This is a genomic window from Shinella sp. OV683, assembly GCF_057787725.1.
This window is the reverse complement of sequence record NZ_CM173543.1, coordinates 1,389,941-1,411,578: the sequence shown is the minus strand read 5'-3', so window position 1 is coordinate 1,411,578 and position 21,638 is coordinate 1,389,941. Positions and strand designations below refer to the sequence as shown.

Below are 21,638 nucleotides of genomic sequence, written 5' to 3'. Positions count from 1 at the left end.
AAAGCGTCATGTCATGAAATGCCCATCGAAGCCACCGAAGACCAAAAGTAACCTTACCTCGTAAGACACTACATCGCGTGGCCGATAGACCCGGCCGAGGCAAGGATCATCCACAGCGCCATGCCGACCATCATCACGTTCTCGGTCAACGACACGAAGCCGAGCGGCACATTGCTGCCACCACCGACACAGGCGCATTTCAGCTCGCGCTTGTCGATGTAGACTGCCTTGAATACCGACACCGCGCCAATACCGCCGATGAACAACGCTACGGGTACCGAAAGCCAGGTCAGCGCGCCTGCGATCATCAGGATACCGGCGCCCGCCTCGGCGAACGGATAGATGTACCCATAGGGCACCCAGCGTTTTGCCAGCAGGTCGTAGTTCAGAAACATCGTCGAGAATGTTTCGATGTTCTGCAGCTTGAGGATTGCCAACACCGCCATGCTGAACGCGATGAACCATTCGGCGGTACGAATGGTGAATGCATTGCCGAATGCAGCATAGCTGGCAGCGAGCGCCATCAACGCGGTCATCGCGAAGACCGCGATCACCGGCTTGTAGGTGGTCGCCTTCGGATCGGCGACGGCCTTGCCGAAGAAGCGCCTGACATCGTCGAAGCCACCGATGCGCTTGCCGTCGATAAAGGTTTGCGGCGTCGTCTTCACGTCATGTTCGGCCTTGAAAGCGTCGGTCTCTTCCCGTGTTTTGAGCCAGCGATCATCGACCTCGTAGCCCTGCCGTTCGAGCAAGTCCTTGGCCTTCAATCCATAGGGGCAGGTGTGGCCCTTCATGACCATGCGGTAGAGTGTAGCCTGTTTGGCCATCGTCGTATCCTCTTGTTCTCAAATCAGATACGGCCCATATAGGTTCCGTACCATAGTACGGAGTCAAGGGATGAAAAACACGACAATCAGCGGCCTTGCCAGACACGCCAATGTCGGCGTGGAAACGGTTCGCTACTATCAACGGCGCGGATTGCTGGCGACGCCGGAACGGCCCTCAAGCGGCGGAATTGCCGGTGGCGTCCGGCGTTATGGTGATGAGGATATCCGGCGGCTACGCTTCATTCGCTCGGCACAAAGCGCCGGCTTCACACTGGAAGAAATCGCCGAATTGCTGACATTGGATGCCAGCGAGGATCGCGCGCGTGCGCATGCGCTTGCCCGGGAGCGAATTGCGATGCTCGACGCGAAAATCGCCGAACTGCAAACCGCCCGCGCCTCGCTTCAACGGCTGGCGCACGATTGCAGCGGACACGGGGTTGGCCCCTGCCCGATTATTTCGGCGTTCGAGCCCGACGTGACAAGGTGAGGCTCAGATGGCCCTGCGAGTACGGAAGCCTTCATTGGCGGGCAGGATCGAACCGAGTTCGTCGGAATGAACCACGCGATCACGGCCGGACGCCTTGGCGAGATAGAGCGCCTTGTCAGCATGGTTGAGCAGGGTGGAATAGCTGATCTCGCCGTCGGACTGCGACATCCCGGCCGAAAATGTCACCCGCACATCCTGGCCGTCAAAGCTGAAGACGCGGGAGGCGAGCTGCTGACGCAAAGCATTGATCTTGTCGAGCGCTTCCGCGCTGGTGACCCCGGTCAGGACGCCGGCGAACTCCTCGCCGCCGAGGCGCGCAACGGCATGGACGCCCAGCGCTTCGGTAAACATGTCGGAAACCGCCACCAGGATCTCATCGCCCGTACCGTGTCCGTGGTTATCGTTGATACTCTTGAATCGGTCGATGTCGAACAGCACCAGCACGTAGCGGCTGTGCAGCCCGGCAATGTGGTTGACGAAGGCGCGGCGATTCATCAGGCCGGTCAGCGGATCGACCCGGCTCAGCCGCTCGAACTCGTTGCGCGACATCGAGATATCGTAGATCGCCGAACCGACGATGTAGAAGCACAGCAGAGAAATGGGACCCGCAACGAATGCGGTGACGATGGTATCGGCAACCGGATCGGGCGGGATGGTAACACCGAGCAAGCCCAGTCGCCCCATGATCTGGTAGACGGCAAAATTGAGAAGCACGGCAGCAATGGTCGTCCAGATCGAGCGACTCAGCGCAAACCAGAACACGTCCCTCCGTTTTGAGAAGCGACCCGTCTCAATCTTACGGATGATCCAGTTCTGAAGAAGGGCTATCATAGTTCCGTGCTCAATATCTCGCACATATCATGAAAGCCTAAATCTTAAGATCGCCTTTCGCGCGTCACTAGGATCAGATCGAAGTGCCAAGAAACGGAGCAAGGACGCGATGTTTTCTGGCACTGCGTCATTTTTGTTCGGGCACGAAAGTCTTCACCTCGTAGCCCGGCATGAACTGGCCGAGACGCTTGATTTCCCATTCAAGCAGGACGCCGGAATTCTCGAAAACACGCTGGCGCACCGTCTCACCCAGCCGCTCGAGATCGGAGCCGGTGGCGTGGCCTATATTGATCATGAAGTTGCAATGCATCGGCGACATTTGCGCCCCGCCGATCTGCAATCCTCGGCAGCCGGCCTCATCGATCAGCTTCCAGGCCGAATAGCCCTCGGGGTTCTTGAAGGTCGAACCACCGGTCTTTTCCTTGACCGGCTGCACCGTCTCGCGGTGATGGCGCACAGCATCCATATCGGCTCGAATCTTGGCCTTGTCCTCGGCGTAACCGTCGAAAACGCCGTGCGTGAAGATCACGTCTTCCGGGGCGGAAGAATGCCGATAGCTGTAGCCTAGATCGGTCTTCGAAATCTTCAGGATGTTACCCTTGCGGTCCACTGCCTCGACCTCAATCAGGCGCTCGCTGGTTTCCGAGCCATTGGCGCCGGCATTCATGCGCAGGGCGCCGCCGATAGCACCCGGAATGCCGTAATAGAAGGCAAAGCCACCGATGCCGTTGTCGAGCGCCATGGCCGCAAGGTTCTTGTCCGGGCAGATAGCGCCGGCGCGGATGCGGTTTTCGCCGACCAGTTCGACATCGCCGAAGCCCTTGGCCGACAGGCGAAGCACCACACCCTTGATGCCGCCGTCGCGCACCAGCAGGTTGGAGCCGACACCGATAACCGTCAGCGGCACCTCTTTCGGCAATGCCTTGAGGAAGGTCGAGAGATCGTCGACATCGTGCGGCTGGAACATCAGTTCGGCAAGGCCGCCGGCGCGAAACCAGGTGACACGATCCATCGGCGCATCCGGCGTCAAGCGACCGCGCACTTCATTCATGCTGCTGCCCAGCTGCTCGAGCAACTTTGCTCCGTCTACCTGCTTCATGCTCTTTTCCCTGAAAGGCTTGCCAGCTCTTTCGGAAGTGCGGCTGCCCAGTTTGTGATGTTTCCTGCCCCCAACAGCACGACAAAATCGCCCGGCTGGGCGAGCGACGCCACGAATGGTGCCAGCGCGTCCGGGCTCGCGAGGAATCGCGCATCCCGATGGCCGCCAGACTTGATTTTCGACACCAGTTCTTCCGATGTTACACCTTCGATCGGATCTTCGCCCGCAGAATAAATCGGCGCAATGAAGATCGTGTCGGCATCGTTGAAGCACGAGGCGAATTCTTCGAACAGGCTTGCCACGCGGCTGTAGCGGTGCGGCTGATGGATGGCGATGATCCGGCCCTTGCAACTGTCGCGCGACGCCCGCAGGACCGCCTTGATCTCGACGGGATGATGGCCGTAGTCGTCGAAGATCTGCACGCCATTCCAGTCACCGGTGAAGGTGAAACGACGCTTGACGCCGGCAAAACCCGCAAGTCCGCGCGCGATCGCCTCGCCGCTGACGCCGAGACGTTGGGCAACCGCAATCGCGGCCGTGGCATTGGAGACATTATGCTTACCGGGCATCGGCAACTTGAGATCGTTGAGCGCGATCACCTCGCCTGTACGGCGACGGCGGATCTCGATGTCGAAAATCGACGTTGCACCCTCATGACGGATGTTCTTGAAACGCACATCGGCCTGCGGGTTCTCGCCATAGGTGATGACCTTGCGATCCTCGATCTTGGAGACCATTGCCTGGACTTCCGGATGGTCGAGGCACATCACGCCAAAGCCGTAGAACGGCACATTCTCGACGAACTGGCGGAAGGCGGCACGCGCATTGTCGAACGTGCCATAGTGGTCGAGATGCTCCGGATCGATATTGGTAACCACGGCGATTTCGGCCGGCAGCTTCAGGAAGGTGCCGTCGGATTCGTCGGCCTCCACCACCATCCACTCCCCTTCGCCCATGCGCGCATTGGTGCCATAGGCATTGATGATGCCGCCGTTGATGACGGTCGGGTCGAGCCCGCCGGCCTCGAGCAGCGTGCCGACCAGCGAGGTCGTGGTCGTCTTGCCATGCGTGCCGCCGATGGCGATGGCGTTGCGGAAGCGCATGAGCTCAGCCAGCATTTCGGCCCGGCGCACCACCGGCAGAAGCTTTTCGCGCGCGGCAATCAATTCGGGGTTTGTCTTCTTGATCGCCGTCGAAACAACGACGACCTCCGCCTCACCAAGATTTTCGGCCTTGTGACCGACGAAAACATCGATGCCCTTGGCGCGCAGACGCTGCACATTGGCGCTGTCGGCCTGGTCGGAACCCTGCACCTTGTGGCCGAGATTGTGCAGCACTTCGGCGATACCGCTCATGCCGATGCCGCCGATGCCGATGAAATGGACGAGCCCGATGCTCTTGGGCATTTTCATGCGTGTGTACCTTCTTTGAATGCCGCCACTGTCTTGCCGCCGGCCACTGCCTCGACGAGATCCGCGAGTGCCGTCGCGGCCTGCGGCTTGCCGGTTTCGCGCGCAGCTTTCGCTACAGCATCGAGCCGGGCAGGGTCAGCCATGGCGGTGCGGATGATTTCGGAGAGTTTTTCCGGCGTCAGCGCCGACTGCGCGATCACTTCTGCGCCACCCTTGGCCTTGAGAGCCGCAGCATTTGCCGCCTGGTCGTGATCGAGCGCATAGGGATACGGCACCAGCACCGAAGGCCGGCCGATGACCGCGAGTTCGGAGACGGTCGATGCACCGGACCGGCAGATCACCAGATTGGCGTCAGCGATCTTGGCAGGCATGTCGGAAAAGAACGGCGAGACGTCGGCCGGCATGCCGAGCTTGCCGTAGCAGGAGGTCACTTTGTCCTTGTCTTCCGGCCGTGCCTGCTGGACGACATGGATGCGCTTGCGCATGTCGTCATCAATCAGGCAGAGCGCCGAGGGAATGGCGGCGGAAAAGAACTGCGCGCCCTGGCTGCCGCCGAATACGACGAGATTGAACACATCGTCCGGCCCGGATGGCTTATACGGCGTTGCCGATGCGGCGATCACATCCGGCCGCACAGGATTGCCGGTGACGATGGTCTTGTCGGCATATTTGCCCGAGCCTTCCGGCAGGAACCCGCCGGCGATCGCATTGACCTTCTGGGCCAGCATCTTGTTGGCCCGGCCCATCACCGCATTCTGCTCGTGGATCAGCGTCGGAATGTTCATGCCGGACGCTGCCAGCAGCGGCGGCACCGTTGGATAGCCGCCGAAACCGACCACGGCCTTCGGCTTCAGTTTGCCAAACAGGCGACGTGCGGCGCGCATGCCGCGCCAGAGCGTCAGCAGGGATCTTGCGACGGCAATGGGATTCTTCGAACCGATGGTCGCCGATGGCACGACATGGATCTCGTCGGCCGGGAATTTTCCCGCAAACCGTTCGGCCCGGCTATCCGTCACCAGATGCACGGAATAGCCGCGCGCCCTGAGTTCGTGACCCAGGGCCTCCGCCGGAAAGAGGTGCCCGCCGGTCCCACCGGCTGCCAGCACGACAACGCCTTCACTCATATACCTTACTCCGCCGGGGCAATGGCACCGGAACGGAAGAGACTGCGTTCCTGGGCCCGTTTCTCCGGCCTGTGGCGCGTCAGCGCCAAGATGAATCCAGCCGTCACGCATATGGCAATCTGCGAGGAACCGCCATAGGAAATCAGCGGCAAAGTCATACCCTTTGCAGGCAAAAGCTGCAAATTCACACCGATATTGATGATCGACTGGAAGCCGATCTGCAGCACGAGGCCGGCGACGGCAAAGCGCGTGAAGTCGTTGCGGTCTCGGAATGCATGGGCTAGCCCGCGCATGACGACGAAGAGATAGAGGCTGGCAAGCACGATGCAGAAGATGATGCCGAACTCCTCGGCCGAGACCGAAAAGACGAAGTCGGTATGGCTGTCCGGCAGGATGCGCTTGACGGTGCCTTCGCCCGGGCCGACGCCAAACCAGCCACCGCGCATGATCGCATCATGGGCGGTATCGACCTGGAACGTATTGCCCTCGCCCGTCAGGAACTGGTTGATACGTCCGGCAACGTGGGGAAAGATCGTATAGGCGATGAACAGGAACCCTGCCGCCCCACCCGCCATGACGATGATCCACAGCCACGGCATGCCGGCCATGAAGAACATGCTGCCCCACACCGCCGTGGTCAGCATCGTCTGGCCAAGGTCGGGTTCGGCGATCAGCAAGGCTGCGACCATCACGAAAAGCAGCATGGCAAACAAGTTGCCCGGAATATCGGGCTGGCGCTGATGCTCGGCAAACAGCCAGGCACAGACGACGACGAAGGCGGGCTTCATGAATTCCGAAGGCTGGATGGACAGGAACGATATCGAAATCCAGCGGCGCGAGCCCTTCACTTCCATGCCGACGAACAGCACGAGCACCATCATCAGTACAGAAATGACCAGCATGATCATCGCCGTGCGGCGCACCTGGCGTGGCGACATGAAGGACAGCCCGACCATGACCAAGATCGATGGCAGCATGAAAAGCGCATGCCGCTCGACAAAGTGGAAGCTGGGCAGGCCGATACGCTCGGCAACCGCCGGCGACGCAGCGAAGGAAAGCATGAAACCGGTGCCCAGAAGGAGGATGAACACGGCCAGGAACAGCCGGTCGATCGTCCAGAACCACTCGGCCAAAGGCCCTCTTTCCGCTCTGCTTACCATCTGGGAATCCTTTTTTCCCTCAGAATGAGGGGGACTTCTTAATATGTCATTAACCACGTGAAATCGGATGATAGACGCCGAAACATGAGGCAGGCTGAATCCCCGAAACGGGGTTCAGACCAGCATCGTGACGCCATCGAGCTTGCGCACGAGATCGACGAAATAGTCGCCGCGGACCTCGAAATTCTTGAACTGGTCGAAGCTCGCGCAAGCGGGTGACAGCATCACCACAGGTGCCGATGCACTATCGGCAGCCGCATCGGCGGCGGCATGCGCAAGTGCCTTCTCCAGCGTGCCGGAGATCTCATAGGGCACATCGACGCCGAGCGTCGCGGCAAATTGCGGCGCCGCCTCGCCGATCAGATAGGCTTTTGCGATCCGGCCATAGAGCGGCTTCAGCGTCGATATCCCGCCTTCCTTCGGCAGGCCGCCGGCGATCCAGTAGATCCGCTCGTAGCTCGACAACGCAGGCGCCGCAGCTTCCGCATTGGTGGCTTTTGAATCGTTCACGAACGTGACGCCATCGCGGCGTGCTACCGGCTGCATACGGTGCTTGAGGCCAGGAAAGGACTTCAGCCCGGCACGGATCTCATCGTCACTGACGCCAACGGCCAGGCAGGCAGCAATGGCTGCCGATGCATTCTGGGCATTGTGCGAGCCGCGCAAAGTCTGGATGCCATCGAGGTCGGCAATCTCACGAGTACCGCTAGCATTGGCAAGCAGGATCTTCTGGCCCTCGGCATAGATGCCGTTTTTCAGCGTGTGCCGACGCGATATTCTCAACACGTTGACGCCAGCCTTTTCCAGCCGGTCGGCGATCAGGCTGCAATAGCTGTCATCGTCACCGACGACGGCCGTCTTCGATCCCGCCACCAGACGTTCCTTGACCTCGGCATAGTGCTGCATCGTCCCGTGGCGATCGAGATGATCGGGCGTCAGGTTGAGCAGGATGCCGGCGGTCGGGTTCATCGTCGGCGCGAGGTCGATCTGGTAGGACGAGCATTCCACGACATAGAAGCGGTCGGCCCTGGGCGGATCGAGCGTCAGCACCGCGGTGCCGATATTGCCGCCGAGCTGTGTGTCGCGACCCGCAGATTTGAGGATGTGGGCAATCAACGCCGTGGTCGTCGATTTGCCGTTGGTGCCGGTAATGGCGATGAACGGGCAATCCGCCGCATGCGCACGGCGTTCGCGCACGAAAAGCTCGACATCGCCGATGATTTCGACGCCCGCACTATGCGCAAGATCGACAGTCCAATGTGGCTGCGGGTGGGTCAGCGGCACGCCGGGAGAGAGTACGAAGGCGGCGAAGGACGACCAGTCGACAGACCGGAGATCTGCCGTACCAATGCCCTTCTCGCCGGCATTGGCGACGGAATCCGGGTTATCGTCCCAGGCGGTAACGATCGCACCACCTGCGACGAGCGCTTCAGCCGTTGCAAGGCCAGAACCGCCCAGCCCGAAAAGCGCAACTTTCCTGCCATTGAAAGAGGTAACCGGAATCATCGGAAATCACCGCAGCTTGAGCGTGGCGAGGCCAACGAGCGCCAGGATCACCGAAATGATCCAGAAGCGGATCACCACCTGGCTTTCCGTCCAGCCCTTCTTTTCGAAATGATGGTGGATCGGCGCCATCAGGAACACCCGCTTGCCGGTGAGTTTGAAGCTGCCGACCTGGATGATGACCGACAGCGTCTCCATCACGAACACACCGCCGATGATCGCCATGACGATCTCATGCTTGGTGGCCACGGCCACCGAACCGATCAGGCCGCCAAGCGACAGCGATCCCGTATCACCCATGAAGATAGCGGCCGGTGGGGCGTTGAACCAGAGAAAGCCCAGCCCTGCCCCGACTACCGCGCTGACCAGCACGGTCAACTCCCCGGTGCCCGGCACGAAATTGATCTGCAGGTAATTGGAAAACACCGCGTTACCGGCGAGATAGGCAATTGCCCCGAAGGATGCAGAGGCGATCATCACCGGCACGATGGCAAGGCCATCGAGGCCGTCGGTGAAGTTGACCGCATTGCCGGCCGCCACGATCACGAAAGCGCCGAACACGACGAAGAAGTAGCCGAGATTGAGCAGCAGGTCCTTGAAGAACGGAAAGGCCACGGATGTGTTGAGATGAATGTTCTCCGGGCCGGTCGGGATCGTCGCCTTCATCATGAAGAACACGGCGATGCCAGCAACGATGAACTCCACCAGCATCCGCATCCGGCCGGAAAAGCCGGCCGTGGTCTGCTTGGTGACCTTGAGATAGTCGTCATAGAAACCGATGAGGCCGAAGCCGAGCATGACCAGCAGGCAGCTCACCACATAGACATTGCCGAGGTCGGCCCAGAGCAGCGACGAAGCGACGACGGCGGCCAGGATCATCAAGCCGCCCATGGTCGGCGTGCCGGCCTTCTTGAAATGCGTCTGGGGACCATCGGCGCGGATCGGCTGGCCCTTGCCCTGCCGGACCCTCAGCGAACTGATGATGCGCGGCCCGAAGAAGAACACAAAGAGGGCCGAGGTGAACAACGCGGCACCGGCCCGAAAGGTGATGTAGCGGAACAGGTTGAAAATCTGGAGATGATCCGACAACTCCACCAGCCATAACAACATCTGCCTTGGTTCCTCTCTGTATTACTCTGTCGGCTGCTCGGCCGAGAATTTCGTGGCGAGCGCCGAAACGATACGGCCAAAGCCGGTGCCATTCGACGACTTGATCATCAGCACATCGCCCGGACGCACATTTTCGAGCGCATAGGTAGCAAGATCGTCCGCCTTGTCGCGGTAGATAACGTCCATACCGTCCCCGAGCGCATCGCGCAAATGGGCCATGTCGGGTCCTGCGAGCCATACAGCATCAATTGCCGAATTACCAAGCGGTTCGGCAAGCTCGGAATGCACATCGGCGGAATATTCACCCATTTCCAGCATGTCGCCCAGCACCGCGATACGGCGACCACCCTCTTCGGGGCTGGCACCGTCAAGCAGCGCGATTGCTGCCCGCATCGAGGCGGGGTTGGCGTTGTAGCTCTCGTCGATGATGGTGAAGGGCTGGCCGTCGCGCAAAAGCTGCAGGCGCTGGCCACGTCCCTTTCCTGCACTCACATCCGCAAAGGCGGCGACGACACGATCCATATTGGCGCCGGCAAGCGAGGCGGCTGCCAGCACGGCAACCGCGTTTTCTGCGATATGCCGTCCGGCGGCATTGATCGGCACTTCGAATGTCTTGCCGAAGATCGTCGTCCAGAATACTGCGCCCTCACCTTCCGGCTGGTAGTCGACCAACCGGAAGTCGGCCTTCGCGTGCGCGCCGAACGAGTGGATGTTGGTGACGTTGGCTTCGATCGCCGCATTTTCCAGTTGCTCGAACTGCTCGATGTCGCGGTTGATCAGCGCGTGGCCACCGGCAACGATGCCCTCGAAAATTTCGGCCTTCGCCGCGGCGATCTCTTCAAGCCCCGAGAAATTGCCGAGATGGGCGGCAGCGATCGTGGTGATGATGGCGATGTGTGGCCGTACCATCTTGACCAACGGACGGATCTCGTCGGGATGGTTCATGCCGATCTCGAAAACGCCATAATCCGCATCGCGCGGCAGCCGGGCAAGCGTCAACGGCACGCCCCAGTGATTGTTGAACGAGGCGGGCGAATAATGCACGCTGCCCGACGCCGATAGCACCTGGCGCAGCATTTCCTTGGTCGTCGTCTTGCCGACAGATCCAGTCACGGCGATGATCCTGCCGGATGAACGCTCGCGCGCCGCACGGCCAAGCTTTTCCAATGCCTCGAGCACATCCGTGACGACGATCATCGGCGCCGCGATCCGGCCAAGTGCCGGAATCTTGGCCTCGCTGACCACAAGCAAAACAGCGCCATTGGCGACGGCGACACCGGCAAAATCGTGGCCGTCGACGCGATCACCCTTGATCGCGAAGAATGCTTCACCCGGTGCGATCGTGCGGCTGTCGATCGTGATGCCGGTGATGCCCTCGGGCATACCGCCGGAAGGTCTGCCGCCGGTGGCGGCGACGAGTTCATCTATCGTCCAGAGAAATGCCATGGATCAGCCTCCCAATGCTTTCCGGATTTCCTCGTGATCGGAAAAGGGCAGAACCTCGGTGCCGACGACCTGGCCTTCCTCATGGCCCTTGCCGGCCACGATCAGCGTATCGCCGGAATGCAACATCTCGACGGCCGCGCGGATCGCCTCGTGCCGGTCGCCGATCTCGGTGGCGCCTGGCGCTGCGGCCATGATTTCAGAGCGAATGGTGGTAGCGACTTCGGTACGCGGATTGTCGTCGGTAACGACAACGACGTCAGCGAGGCGCGTGGCAATGCCGCCCATGATCGGTCGCTTGCCCTTGTCGCGATCGCCGCCACAGCCGAACACCACGACGACACGGCCGGTGGTGAAGGGCCGAACGGAGAGCAGCACGTTTTCCAGCGCTTCCGGCTTGTGGGCATAATCGACATAGCAAAGCGCGCCGTCCTTCGTCTGGCCGACGAGTTCCAGACGCCCAGGTGCACCCTTGAGATGGTGAAGGGCGGCGAACGCCTTTTCGGGTGCGACGCCTGTCGAGATAGCCAGACCCGCCGAAACAATCGCATTGGCAATCTGGAAATCGCCGGCGAGCGGCAGATGCACTTCGAAAATCTCGCCTTGATGATGGATCTCGGCGACCTGCTTGTCGCGGAAGTGCTCGACCCGCTTCAGCGCAAGGAATTCGCCCTTGCGACCGACCGTGCGTAGATCGAGACCCGCAGCCCGCGCGGTAAAGGCGGCTTTGTCCGACCACTCGTCGTCGGAGTAAATCACGGCCGGCGATCCCTTGGTCATCAGCGTCTCGAACAGGCGCATCTTGCAATGGAAATATTCCTCCATCGTCGGATGATAGTCGAGATGGTCGCGGCCAAGATTGGTGAAGGCGGCGGCCGCAAGCTTGACCCCATCGAGACGGCGCTGCGAGAGGCCGTGGCTTGAAGCCTCCATCGCCGCATGCGTCACGCCATCGCGTGCGAGTTCCGCCAGCAAGGCATGGAGCGAAACGGGATCGGGCGTGGTGAGCGTGCCGTAGTCGTTCCGGTGGGGCGCGATGACTCCCGTCGTACCGATCTGCGCGGCCGAAAGGCCAGCCGCGCCCCAGATCTGTCGTGTAAACGAAACCACCGAGGTCTTGCCAGCAGTACCGGTTACGGCAACCATCGTTTCGGGTTGTGCACCGTAAAACTTTGCCGCGGCAAGCGCCAGCAACTGGCGCGGATCTGCACTTTGGATGACCGGAATGGCGAGATCAATGGGAATGGAGGCACCTTCAGCCACCACCACGGCCGCGGCACCCCGGCTTGCGGCATCGCTGATGAATTTCGTGCCATCGGTCTTGGTGCCGGAAAGAGCGACGAACAGTTGCCCCTTCTCGACCTTGCGGCTGTCAGAGGTTATGCCCGATATCTCGGTTTGGCCGATTGCCCCGCCGAGTGGCCGATCAAGGCCCGCGTCCGCCACCAGTTTGCTTAGTTCCATGTCCCGTCCCCTGCCCGGTCGAATCGTCAACGCTTTTTTTGACGTTCAATAAGACACAAGCAAGGCATTTCCGTCTTTACCAAACTTGGGCTTGACGCCAAGCAGTGCCGCGGAGCGACGAATAATGTTGCCGGCCATCACACCGGCGTTGCAGCCTGCCGTCACGCCGCAGCGCTCCTTGGCCTTCTTCGGCTCGTCTGAAATCGTCAACACCACATATTGCGGATTGTCGATCGGAAAAGCCGCCAGGAAGGCATTGAAGCGCACATTGTTGGCATAGCGTCCATGCACGACCTTTTCTGCTGTACCGGTCTTGCCACCGACGAGGAAGCCCGGAGTGTCGGCGCGGCTGCCGGAACCGTCCAGCACGTTGGCGCGGAACAGGTTACGCATATTCTCGACCGTTTGCGGCTTGACGACTAGGACGGCGTCCTCGTCCGCCTGTTCCTCGGTGCGCGGCAGGAAGGTGGGATTGATCAGCAAGCCACCATTCATCAGCGCCGCGCCGGCGACTGCGGTCTGCAACGGCGTCGTCGAAACGCCGTGACCGAAGGCCACCGTCATCGAGGTGATCTTCTTCCACACCTTGGGTTGGCTCGGGCTGGCAATCTCCGGCAGTTCCGTCTTCAGGCGGCTGAGCAGGCCGAGACGCGTCAGAAACTCCCTGTGTCCATCGACGCCGACGGTATCGGCCATGCGTGCCGAGCCGATGTTGGAGGAGTGAACGAACACGTCGCGCACCGACAGGATGCGCCGCGTGGCGTGGAAATCGTGGATGGTGAAACCGCCGATATAGAGCGGGCGCCGCGCATCGAACGTATCGTTCATGGTGATGCGGCCGTCATCGAGGGCCATGGCGATGGTAAACGCCTTGAAGGTTGAGCCCATCTCGAAGACACCACCCGACATGCGGTTCATGTCGCTCTTCGTCGCGCGGTCGATGGTGCCGGCCGGGTCGTTCGGATCAAAATCGGGCACGGATTCCATGGCGATCACTTCGCCAGTATGGATATCGAGAACCACGCCGCCCGCAGCGATCGAATTGAAGTCCCGCATGCCATTGGCGATTTCTTCATGCAGGATGTTCTGGACGCGCAGGTCGATGGAAAGCCTCACCGGCTCGAGCGCCGAAGTGCTGGTCATGCCGAGCTCGGCCAGGTCGGCCAGGCCCTGGTTGTCCAGATATTTCTCCATGCCGGTGACGCCGCGGTTGTCGATGTTGACGTAGCCCACGACATGCGCCAGCGAATTGCCCGCCGGATAGAAGCGTCGCTTGGCCGGACGGAAGCCGACACCGGGAATGCCGAGCGCCAGGATTTCCTGCTGCTGCTTCGGCGTCAGTTGGCGATGCAGCCACTGGAAATGCGATTTGCTGGTGAGCTTCTTGTAGAGCGTCTTCGCATCAAGGTCGGGCAGCACGGACGTGATCAGCTCGAGTGCTTCATCGGGATCGACGATCTTGTGCGGCTCGGCAAACAGCGACACGGTGCTGACGTCCGTGGCGAGCAGCTCGCCATTGCGATCGAGGATATCGGGGCGGGACGCGACCTGGTTCGCCGCCGGACCTATACTGGAAACGGTCAGCGGCTTCTGGATCCCATATTCCACCAGCCGGCCGCCGATAACGGCGTAAACCATCACGAAGCAGCCGATAAGGATAGTGATGCGGTTACGGGCCTGATTGCCGGATACCTTGCGAGTCCCCTGGAAGGTAAGTTGCGGCTTCGCCGGCAGACCGCGCGCGTCCGTGTTGAAATGCGCCTTGCTCTTCAGAACCATGATGCGGGAAAGGAAAGACATCAGTTTTTCACCACCGATCCTGTTGCAATCTTATCCGCTTCGTCAGCGGCCTTCTTGGCAAATGCCTTGGCTTCCTTGGGCGAAACCTTGCCGTCCTTGTCGGCATCCGCCTCGTCGTAGACGGGCAGCTCGGCCTTCAGCATCGGCAATTCGTTGGGACGGGCAAGCTGCGTCGATTCGGTCGGCACGAGCTGCAATTCGGACTGGTAGGCCGTGATCAGCTGTTGCAGCCGGCCTGGCTGAACCATCATCGACCAATCGGCCTTGAGCAGGTCGATCGTGTCCTTCTCGAGCCTAATCTGCGCCTCGAGCTTCTGTACCTCTTCCAGCTTGGCTTCGGCGCGATGCTTGATCGAATAGGTGACCGCGGCAGCCGCGGTCATGAAAACAATCAGCAGGATGTCGAGGGTTCGCAGCATATTACAGTCTCTCAATATCGGCGAGATTGGGCAGGTCGAATATCGCGAGATCCGGCTTGGCGGCCTTTGCCGTGGTCCGGATGCCGCCGCGCAGTTTTGCAGAGCGGGCACGTGGATTGATCTCAGCCTCGGCTTCGCTTGCCAGTACAGCCTGCTTGCTCGTCAGCTTGAAGATCTCCGGCGCTTGATGGACCTCCGGCAAATGCCGCGAGCCCGATGCCTTTCCGGCGCGATCGGCAAAGAAGCGCTTGACCATCCGGTCTTCCAGCGAATGGAACGACACCACCACCAGCCGGCCGCCCGGCTTCAAGGCTCGCTCGGCGGCAAACAGCGCAACGGCGAGTTCGCCAAGCTCGTTGTTGACGAAAACGCGCAACGCCTGAAACACGCGGGTGGCGGGATGGATCTTGTCGGTCATCTTGCGGGGTGTGACGATCTCGATCATGCCGGCGAGGTCGCGCGTGGTTTCGAACGGCTTGTCGAGGCGGCGCTTTTCGATGGCGCGGGCGATCCGGCTTGCCTGGCGCTCTTCGCCGAGAAACGAGAAGATGCGGATGAGGTCGCTGAGCTTGGCACGATTGACGACATCGGCGGCACTGACGCCGGCATTCGACATGCGCATGTCGAGCGGGCCATTCCGCTGGAAGGAAAAGCCGCGATCGGCCTCATCGATCTGCATGGAAGAAACACCGATATCCAGCACGACGCCGTCGAGACCGCCTTCAGGCGCGAATTTGTCCAGTGCCGAAAATTTGGTCTGGTGCAGCGTCAGCCTGCCCTTATAGCGATCGACGAGCGGCTGCGCCGCTGCAATCGCCGTGGGGTCGCGGTCGAGACCGATTACCTCGGCGCCGGCGTCGAGAATGGCGCTGGAGTATCCCCCAGCGCCAAAGGTGCCATCCAGGATGATTTGACCGGGGGCCGGCGCGAGATGCGTGAGCACCTCGGCCAGCATGACCGGAATATGGCGACTTGGTCCGCCAATGGCATCGCTAGAGTCGCTGCCACGATCCGCCATAATTCCCTTACCCCACATTCTCAGGAACCGGGGCCGTTCCCCCGCAGTTCCTCTCTTGCTGCTTTCTGGGCCGCCAGGAATTGCTCCGGCCGCCACAGCTGAAAGTAGTCCGCCCGTCCGACGAAGGTCACCTCGCCCTCGATGCCCGTATAGGAACGGATGAAATCCGTCACCATCAGGCGCCCTTCCGGATCGAGCTTCATGAAGACCCCGCCACCATGAATGAGCAGCGAAATCCTGTTCGTTGCCAGCGAAAACGGGTCCAGATCCTCGAGGCGCCGCTCGAAACGGGCGAGCAGCTCCGGACCGCCGATATTGATCGCCGGATAGTGAAAATCCTGAAAGCCATACAGCTCCTCGATACCCTGCGAAGACAAGACGCTGCGGAAGGTGGCGGGCACGGAGGCCCGACCTTTTGCATCGATCTTGTTCGTGGCACTCGAAAGGAACCGGCCCATGACGCAATACATCCGCTTCCAGGCACTCGGCTACGCGAGACGGAGCCGTCATGCACTTGATTTTGCTTGCGAACCCAAGGTCCTGTCTTGCGTTCGCAGGCAAACCGGCCAAACCCCTCGGCCGGGTCGCACCTGATATGAAGCGGGCTTCATATCGCCCTGTGAAAGTGCATCTTTGGGATACCATGGGACATTTTGGGCGTCAATGGGAATAAGCTAATGAACCGGCACTCCGGATCAATTATTCATAAGCTGTTAAGTTTAACGACCGGTTAAAAACACATTTGAAGCTCCGAAATTTGCCTAACGATTCCAGATATTTGGAAAGCGGCAGGCGAAAAATTGCGAGACCGCGGCATCCCGAAGCCGGCGTATGGCACACCGCGGCCGATCGAAACATTTCCTTGTGCTGTGCTTTTTGGGTTTCAGCCGCCTGCGGTGCTGCCCAAGCCCCTTTCGATGCCGCCCGTGCGGAATACCCACGAATAGGACTGTTTTCAACTCAACTAAAATAGAAACACATCATGAAATCGGATAGCATCCGCGCCCTGGAGAGGGGGAGGCATTGATTCATGGCCACGATCCAATTGGGCAGGGGCGGAACATACGAAACCTTGAACGACCAGGAATGGTACGAGCAGTTTTCAACCATGTCCCAGGAGAGCGAAACCACCACCAGCGCAGAGTATGAGGATGCTGGGGGCAATACGATTTCCGTGACCGGCAAAAACCTCGATTCATCCGGTCCCGGCAACGTCACCGGCGTGGTTTCGGATGTCGAGATCAGGGACAGTCATGGCAGGATCATCTTCGACGTCTCGGACTTGTCGCTGAGCTTTAGCCAGCTGAACACCAAGGCACTTGATGCCGATCCATATGCGATGCTCGAGGTCTTGCGATTTCTGATCAAGGGCAACGACACGATCACCGGCACCAATGGATCGGAGGAACTGATGACGTCGCCCGATGCCGGTAACGACATCATTAATGGTCGAGGCGGCGACGACCTGTTCCGGGCCGGCCCGGGGAACAACAGATTGAACGGCGGTGCGGGAGAGGATCAGCTCTTCTACCAGTTGACCGCATTTTGGGAACACGACTTCCCTCAGAAGAGCGGCGTCGTACTTGATGCGGCCAAAGGAACTGCCACAAACCCGTGGGGTGGTCACGATATCATTTCGAACTTCGAGAAATATCGGGGAACCGAGATGCGTGACATCTTCAGGGGCAGCAGTGTGGACGAAAAGTTCGCCCTCCTTAAAGGAAACGATGTCCTCGACGGCAGAGGTGGTACCGACACAGTCGACTACAGCTTCGATGCAAACTATGGCGGCAACAACGGTATTACTGCCAATTTCGCCAGTGGCATTGTCATCGATCCCTACGGCAACACCGACCACGTTTCCAACGTGGAATCAATTCTGGCGACCAAATTTGCGGACACGCTGAGGGGATCAAACCGCGATGAAACTTTCAGGGCGCTCGCTGGCAACGACGATATCAATGGGCTTGGCGGCCAGGACGTGTTTCTGTTCGCCGATAACTTCGACATGGACACGATCCACGGTTTCGTCGCCAAGGGCGCCGGGCACGACATCATTCAGTTTGACGATGTTGAGGTCGATGACTATTCGGACCTCAGGCAAAATCACATGACCCAGTCCGGAAATGATGTGATCATTAACCTCGGTGCCGGTGACGTCCTCACCATGGAAAACATCGACATCGACACACTCAGTGCAGCGGATTTCCTGCTTTAGGCCTCGTAGCTCAGCCCGTCGTTTGCAAGCCTGAAGGAAAAATGCCAGTTGGCCTGTAAGCCGGGTTCTGTATGGCTCCGGTTGCCCGGAACGTGGCAGCCATTCATCTGGGACGACGCTTGCGCGCCGCCTCTCGCAACCCACCCGGATGGCTGGCCCGGAAACGGGCCTGATGCTTGCGCATGCGCGCCATCCCTATTCGGTCTTGCTCCCGGCGGGGTTTGCCATGCCGTCTCTGTCGCCAGATCCGCGGTGGGCTCTTACCCCACCTTTTCACCCTTACCCGGCAAGCCGGGCGGTTCGTTCTCTGTGGCACTTTCCCTGGGGTCGCCCCCGCCGGACGTTATCCGGCGCCGTGTTTCCGTGGAGCCCGGACTTTCCTCACCCTGCGGTCTTTCGACAATGCAAAGCGCGGCTGCCCGGCCAACTGGCAGGCACCCCTTAGACCAGCGATGGCAGGATTGAAAGCGAATGCGGAGTTATTTCCGCAAAATTGCGGAAAGTTTTCCGCTCAGAGAAAACGCGGCACGAAATCTGCCGTCGGATAGCCATCATCGACGATCCGTCCGTGCAGCAGTAGTTCAGCACCCAGCCGGCCGATCTCGTCCGAACTCTTGGCCGCCGCCCCGCAGCCACCCGCCATCACACCGATCGACGGCTGTGATGTCCAGCCGATCGCGGGATAGTTGGGTGGCGTATAGGACGTGACGCAGGTCGTGTTGGTGATGCCCTTGATCTTCAGATCCGGCATCAGTTCACGCATCGTGGCGACCAGATGCGCGTGATTTACCGCATCGCCACCGGTCTGGAACCATTCGAGCACGTCGGCATGGGTCGGCAACGGAATGTCGACGATATCGCCACCGATCTTGAGATAATATTTGCCATCGGGATAGAGAATGGGCGGCAGCAGATAGATGCCCATCATGATATCTTCCGGCTCGTAGATCATCGACGGCATGGAAGACAGCCGAGCAGCCTCGTCCTCGTCGACTTCAAAGAAACTGACGGTGCGCCCATAGACCTTCAGGTCCAGCGCCTCGGGCAAAAGCCCCGGCCCGTTGGTAAAGCCACCCGCTGCCACCAGCACTTTGGCCGCGGTGATCACCTGTCCACCGGCAAGATCGATCTCGACATAGCCATCCTTCTGACGGATGGCTGTCGTATAATCACGGATCACCCTGCCGCCGGCCTTCTCCGTCAGTGCAGTCTGTGCAGCCACCAGCCGTCGCGGACTCACATGGCCCGCACGCTCGGGCTCGAACACCGCGTCGGAACCCTTGGGGAAGCTAAAATAGGGGAATTTCGCCACCAGTCCGGCATCATCATGCAATTCAGGCTTAACGCCAAGCTTGGTCGCAGCTTCACGAACATCCGCCATATATTGCTGGCTGCGTCCGGTCGTCAGGCCGGAGATCAAGCAGCCTTTCTCGCCGAAGAAGGCCACGCCACTGCGCGCTTCGACATCTCGATAGCGGGCAATCGAGCGATTGGCGAACCGCGCCCAATTCTCGTCGGGATCGATGGTGCGCGTGATCCGCCCCTCGTCGTAGTGGCTCGCGAACACCCCCTTGTGGCTCTGGCGGTCCTCGGGCTCATCCGGCCCGATCAACACCACGCCGGGCACCTGTTCAGCGAGATGACGGGCGGCGGCCGAACCGGTTAAGCCGCGGCCGACAATGGCGTATTGGAAATCGGGATTCATGATTCACCTTCGTTTTTCCACATGTTATGGAATGGCGAACCCAACGAAACAAGATGATAAGCTGTCCGGAAAGCAGCTCGATGCAATCTGACCTACCGCCTTGTGTCGACGAAAAACAAAGCTAGACTTTTACGGCATGCGCTGACAAGCTTCCGATACACCAGATAAGATTTGTGAGTGCAGGCGGCTATGAATCCGTATACCAATCTCGATAAGCGAGCCTTTTGGGCTCCTGCGGTTGCGAATCGCAACATGTTTGACATCTCTGAACTTTGGTCGCCCAAATACGATATCAAACCCAGCGATGGCGTGGCCACCTACGGATCCTGCTTTGCGCAGCATTTCGGCAGGGCGCTGCATGAGCGAGGCTTCAATTGGCTGATAAGTGAACAAGCGCCTCTCGGACTGACAGAACAGCATGCCAAAAACTTCAACTACGGTGTTTTTTCCGCGCGCACCGGCAACATCTATACAGTTTCCCTGCTAAGGCAGTGGGTGAGCTGGGCCTGTGGCGACACGATACCGCCAAACGAGATCTGGGAGAAGGATGGCCGTTTCTTCGATCCTTTCCGCCCCGTAATCGAGCCAGGCGGCTTTGCCTCGAAGGAGGAAATCTTGCGGTCTCGAGACATGGCTATCGAATCCTTTAGGGATTCGATCCTGTCTGCCAAGATTTTCGTCTTCACTCTCGGATTGACCGAGAGCTGGTTTAATCGACGGGGAAAATACGAATATCCAATGTGCCCCGGTACGGCAGCAGGCGAGTTTGATGAATCGAGACACGAGTTCTTCCAGCAGAATTACGTGTTCATTCTGGAAAACCTGACACAGGCCATTGAAAAAATCAGAACGCTGAACCCTGAGATCAAGTTCTTGCTGACGGTCTCGCCGGTCCCATTGACTGCCACGAAGTCTGGCAATCACGTGCTTGTTGCAACGATGGAATCCAAGTCGATATTGCGGGCCGTAGCTGGCCAAGTGGCACGTGAAATAGATTATGTCGACTATTTCCCATCTTATGAGATCGTCAGTTCCACTCCGTTCAGGGGCGTTTTCTTTGAGGCCAACCAACGAAGTGTCAATCATGTGGGCGTCAACCATGTGATGAGTTGCCTGTTCACATGCCTCAAGGCAGCTTTTCCCGATGTGCAGTCGTCTCAAGTTGTAAATCGCAGGCAAGCAATGAAGGAAAAAAGGCAACGTCGGATCAAGGCAAGGGAAGAAAAAGGAACCGCACCGAAACAGGCTGCCACGCGCGACGATGTAGTTTGCGAAGAAGAACTGCTAGATGCCTTTTCTCGATAAACATAGGTTCTATAAATGCGCGTATGCGTTCTTGGAAATAGCCATATTGCAAGCCTGAAACTGGGTTGGGACCAAATATTCAGCGAGTTCAGTCAGCACAAACTTATGTTCTTCGGAGCTCGGGGAAAATGGTTGTCACAGCTGAAGCTCAAGAACAAGATTTTGGTGCCACGCAATGATATTATTAGGGACAGCATAACCCGTACAAGCGGTGGGATTGGAGAAATCAAGCTAGCGGATTACGACGCATTCATCGTCTACGCATCGGCCATGCCCATTCCAGCGATGGACAGTCGCTTGTCGAGCGCAGTCAAGGCACAGCTTTGCCTGGACCTATGCGGACGGAGCGTCAATCTTAGGCTCGTTGAACTGATACGATCCGCAACAGCAGCACCAATCTACGTTGGCCACGATCCTCAGCCGGCAAAGGGGCCTGACGATCCCGTACAGCCTCAATTTTTGAGCTACGCTGATGCCTACGAGGCTTTTAGCGAGAGCCTGGGGAGAAGCGGTGTGCATTTCATAATGCAGCCGACAGTCACGCTGGACGGATGGAATACGAAGAGCGAGTTCTCGTCAGGGTCACGTCGGCTGGATATCGGCGACGAGCTATCCAACGAACTGCATCCTGATACCGATCGGTGGCATATGAACGCCACATTCGGCTCTCTTTGGCTGAGATCCGCCTTCGCGCAGATGAAGTGACCGCCAAT

The 21,638-nt window shown here is 59.3% G+C and carries 19 protein-coding genes and 1 other RNA gene; 4 read left to right on the top strand and 16 right to left on the bottom strand.

Features of this window, described 5'->3' with window-relative positions; translation table 11 throughout:
• Window positions 1-68: 68 nt before the first annotated feature.
• Window positions 69-827 carry a MauE/DoxX family redox-associated membrane protein gene (locus tag ACXHRN_RS06735; protein ID WP_488640559.1) on the bottom strand — a complete coding sequence of 253 codons (759 nt, stop codon included), beginning with the start codon at window positions 825-827 and terminating at the stop codon, window positions 69-71.
• Window positions 828-897: 70 nt separating this feature from the next.
• Here ACXHRN_RS06735 and ACXHRN_RS06730 point away from each other — a divergent pair, with 70 nt between their 5' ends.
• Window positions 898-1,314, top strand: coding sequence for a MerR family transcriptional regulator (locus ACXHRN_RS06730; RefSeq protein WP_488640558.1), 417 nt, complete (start codon window positions 898-900; stop codon window positions 1,312-1,314).
• A 3-nt stretch (window positions 1,315-1,317) separates the two neighbouring features.
• Here ACXHRN_RS06730 and ACXHRN_RS06725 read toward each other — a convergent pair whose 3' ends face one another.
• From ACXHRN_RS06725 to mraZ, 13 genes are all read right to left on the bottom strand, one after another.
• Window positions 1,318-2,145 (bottom strand): GGDEF domain-containing protein, encoded by an 828-nt coding sequence (locus ACXHRN_RS06725; RefSeq protein ID WP_488640557.1) that lies wholly within the window; start codon window positions 2,143-2,145, stop codon window positions 1,318-1,320.
• A 127-nt stretch (window positions 2,146-2,272) separates the two neighbouring features.
• Window positions 2,273-3,244, bottom strand: coding sequence for a UDP-N-acetylmuramate dehydrogenase (gene murB / locus ACXHRN_RS06720; protein ID WP_488640556.1), 972 nt, complete (start codon window positions 3,242-3,244; stop codon window positions 2,273-2,275).
• Window positions 3,241-4,656 (bottom strand): UDP-N-acetylmuramate--L-alanine ligase, encoded by a 1,416-nt coding sequence (gene murC / locus ACXHRN_RS06715; RefSeq protein WP_488640555.1) that lies wholly within the window; start codon window positions 4,654-4,656, stop codon window positions 3,241-3,243. The genes murB and murC overlap by 4 nt, the downstream gene beginning before the upstream one ends.
• Window positions 4,653-5,780, bottom strand: a complete 1,128-nt coding sequence (gene murG / locus ACXHRN_RS06710; protein WP_488640554.1) for an undecaprenyldiphospho-muramoylpentapeptide beta-N-acetylglucosaminyltransferase — start codon at window positions 5,778-5,780, stop codon at window positions 4,653-4,655. The genes murC and murG overlap by 4 nt, the downstream gene beginning before the upstream one ends.
• 5 nt (window positions 5,781-5,785) lie before the next feature.
• A complete protein-coding gene (gene ftsW / locus ACXHRN_RS06705; protein WP_488640553.1) occupies window positions 5,786-6,940 on the bottom strand; it encodes a putative lipid II flippase FtsW in 1,155 nt (384 codons plus the stop codon).
• A gap of 114 nt (window positions 6,941-7,054) precedes the next feature.
• Window positions 7,055-8,446 carry a UDP-N-acetylmuramoyl-L-alanine--D-glutamate ligase gene (gene murD / locus ACXHRN_RS06700; RefSeq protein ID WP_488640552.1) on the bottom strand — a complete coding sequence of 464 codons (1,392 nt, stop codon included), beginning with the start codon at window positions 8,444-8,446 and terminating at the stop codon, window positions 7,055-7,057.
• Between the two features lie 6 nt (window positions 8,447-8,452).
• Entirely contained in the window at window positions 8,453-9,553 is a 1,101-nt protein-coding gene (mraY, locus tag ACXHRN_RS06695) for a phospho-N-acetylmuramoyl-pentapeptide-transferase (protein WP_488640551.1), read from the bottom strand.
• Window positions 9,554-9,574: 21 nt separating this feature from the next.
• Window positions 9,575-10,999, bottom strand: coding sequence for a UDP-N-acetylmuramoylalanyl-D-glutamyl-2,6-diaminopimelate--D-alanyl-D-alanine ligase (locus tag ACXHRN_RS06690; protein WP_488640550.1), 1,425 nt, complete (start codon window positions 10,997-10,999; stop codon window positions 9,575-9,577).
• Window positions 11,000-11,002: 3 nt separating this feature from the next.
• Complete coding sequence (locus tag ACXHRN_RS06685; protein ID WP_488640549.1) at window positions 11,003-12,460, bottom strand: UDP-N-acetylmuramoyl-L-alanyl-D-glutamate--2,6-diaminopimelate ligase; 1,458 nt, start codon at window positions 12,458-12,460, stop codon at window positions 11,003-11,005.
• Between the two features lie 45 nt (window positions 12,461-12,505).
• A complete protein-coding gene (locus ACXHRN_RS06680) occupies window positions 12,506-14,260 on the bottom strand; it encodes a peptidoglycan D,D-transpeptidase FtsI family protein (RefSeq protein WP_488640548.1) in 1,755 nt (584 codons plus the stop codon).
• Window positions 14,260-14,679: a cell division protein FtsL gene (ftsL, locus tag ACXHRN_RS06675; protein ID WP_488640547.1), complete on the bottom strand. Its 420-nt coding sequence runs from the start codon at window positions 14,677-14,679 to the stop codon at window positions 14,260-14,262. The genes ACXHRN_RS06680 and ftsL overlap by 1 nt, the downstream gene beginning before the upstream one ends.
• A 1-nt stretch (window position 14,680) precedes the next feature.
• Window positions 14,681-15,697, bottom strand: a complete 1,017-nt coding sequence (gene rsmH / locus ACXHRN_RS06670; protein WP_488640546.1) for a 16S rRNA (cytosine(1402)-N(4))-methyltransferase RsmH — start codon at window positions 15,695-15,697, stop codon at window positions 14,681-14,683.
• 20 nt (window positions 15,698-15,717) lie between these two features.
• Window positions 15,718-16,155 carry a division/cell wall cluster transcriptional repressor MraZ gene (gene mraZ / locus ACXHRN_RS06665; protein ID WP_488640545.1) on the bottom strand — a complete coding sequence of 146 codons (438 nt, stop codon included), beginning with the start codon at window positions 16,153-16,155 and terminating at the stop codon, window positions 15,718-15,720.
• 614 nt (window positions 16,156-16,769) lie between these two features.
• Between mraZ and ACXHRN_RS06660 the strand changes: the two genes are divergently transcribed.
• Window positions 16,770-17,915, top strand: coding sequence for a hypothetical protein (locus ACXHRN_RS06660; protein WP_488640544.1), 1,146 nt, complete (start codon window positions 16,770-16,772; stop codon window positions 17,913-17,915).
• A gap of 40 nt (window positions 17,916-17,955) precedes the next feature.
• On the opposite strand, the gene rnpB is transcribed toward ACXHRN_RS06660, so the two are convergent.
• Both rnpB and ACXHRN_RS06650 read right to left on the bottom strand, forming a co-directional pair.
• An RNA gene (gene rnpB / locus ACXHRN_RS06655) (RNase P RNA component class A) lies at window positions 17,956-18,346 on the bottom strand.
• Window positions 18,347-18,426: 80 nt separating this feature from the next.
• Window positions 18,427-19,620 (bottom strand): NAD(P)/FAD-dependent oxidoreductase, encoded by a 1,194-nt coding sequence (locus ACXHRN_RS06650; protein ID WP_488640543.1) that lies wholly within the window; start codon window positions 19,618-19,620, stop codon window positions 18,427-18,429.
• Window positions 19,621-19,809: 189 nt separating this feature from the next.
• On the opposite strand from ACXHRN_RS06650, the gene ACXHRN_RS06645 reads away from it, so the two are divergent.
• Together ACXHRN_RS06645 and ACXHRN_RS06640 are read left to right on the top strand one after the other, a co-directional pair.
• Entirely contained in the window at window positions 19,810-20,925 is a 1,116-nt protein-coding gene (locus ACXHRN_RS06645; RefSeq protein WP_488640542.1) for a GSCFA domain-containing protein, read from the top strand.
• Between the two features lie 15 nt (window positions 20,926-20,940).
• Window positions 20,941-21,630, top strand: coding sequence for a hypothetical protein (locus ACXHRN_RS06640; protein WP_488640541.1), 690 nt, complete (start codon window positions 20,941-20,943; stop codon window positions 21,628-21,630).
• Window positions 21,631-21,638 lie beyond the last annotated feature (8 nt).

What these genes read in the sequence shown, in the direction of transcription:
- ACXHRN_RS06735 (WP_488640559.1), bottom strand. Translation starts at nt 827, where the DNA reads ATGGCCAAACAGGCTACACTCTACCGCATGGTCATGAAGGGCCACACC.
- ACXHRN_RS06730 (WP_488640558.1), top strand. Translation starts at nt 898, where the DNA reads ATGAAAAACACGACAATCAGCGGCCTTGCCAGACACGCCAATGTCGGC.
- ACXHRN_RS06725 (WP_488640557.1), bottom strand. Translation starts at nt 2,145, where the DNA reads ATGATAGCCCTTCTTCAGAACTGGATCATCCGTAAGATTGAGACGGGT.
- murB (WP_488640556.1), bottom strand. Translation starts at nt 3,244, where the DNA reads ATGAAGCAGGTAGACGGAGCAAAGTTGCTCGAGCAGCTGGGCAGCAGC.
- murC (WP_488640555.1), bottom strand. Translation starts at nt 4,656, where the DNA reads ATGAAAATGCCCAAGAGCATCGGGCTCGTCCATTTCATCGGCATCGGC.
- murG (WP_488640554.1), bottom strand. Translation starts at nt 5,780, where the DNA reads ATGAGTGAAGGCGTTGTCGTGCTGGCAGCCGGTGGGACCGGCGGGCAC.
- ftsW (WP_488640553.1), bottom strand. Translation starts at nt 6,940, where the DNA reads ATGGTAAGCAGAGCGGAAAGAGGGCCTTTGGCCGAGTGGTTCTGGACG.
- murD (WP_488640552.1), bottom strand. Translation starts at nt 8,446, where the DNA reads ATGATTCCGGTTACCTCTTTCAATGGCAGGAAAGTTGCGCTTTTCGGG.
- mraY (WP_488640551.1), bottom strand. Translation starts at nt 9,553, where the DNA reads ATGTTGTTATGGCTGGTGGAGTTGTCGGATCATCTCCAGATTTTCAAC.
- ACXHRN_RS06690 (WP_488640550.1), bottom strand. Translation starts at nt 10,999, where the DNA reads ATGGCATTTCTCTGGACGATAGATGAACTCGTCGCCGCCACCGGCGGC.
- ACXHRN_RS06685 (WP_488640549.1), bottom strand. Translation starts at nt 12,460, where the DNA reads ATGGAACTAAGCAAACTGGTGGCGGACGCGGGCCTTGATCGGCCACTC.
- ACXHRN_RS06680 (WP_488640548.1), bottom strand. Translation starts at nt 14,260, where the DNA reads ATGTCTTTCCTTTCCCGCATCATGGTTCTGAAGAGCAAGGCGCATTTC.
- ftsL (WP_488640547.1), bottom strand. Translation starts at nt 14,679, where the DNA reads ATGCTGCGAACCCTCGACATCCTGCTGATTGTTTTCATGACCGCGGCT.
- rsmH (WP_488640546.1), bottom strand. Translation starts at nt 15,697, where the DNA reads ATGGCGGATCGTGGCAGCGACTCTAGCGATGCCATTGGCGGACCAAGT.
- mraZ (WP_488640545.1), bottom strand. Translation starts at nt 16,155, where the DNA reads ATGGGCCGGTTCCTTTCGAGTGCCACGAACAAGATCGATGCAAAAGGT.
- ACXHRN_RS06650 (WP_488640543.1), bottom strand. Translation starts at nt 19,620, where the DNA reads ATGAATCCCGATTTCCAATACGCCATTGTCGGCCGCGGCTTAACCGGT.
- ACXHRN_RS06645 (WP_488640542.1), top strand. Translation starts at nt 19,810, where the DNA reads ATGAATCCGTATACCAATCTCGATAAGCGAGCCTTTTGGGCTCCTGCG.
- ACXHRN_RS06640 (WP_488640541.1), top strand. Translation starts at nt 20,941, where the DNA reads ATGCGCGTATGCGTTCTTGGAAATAGCCATATTGCAAGCCTGAAACTG.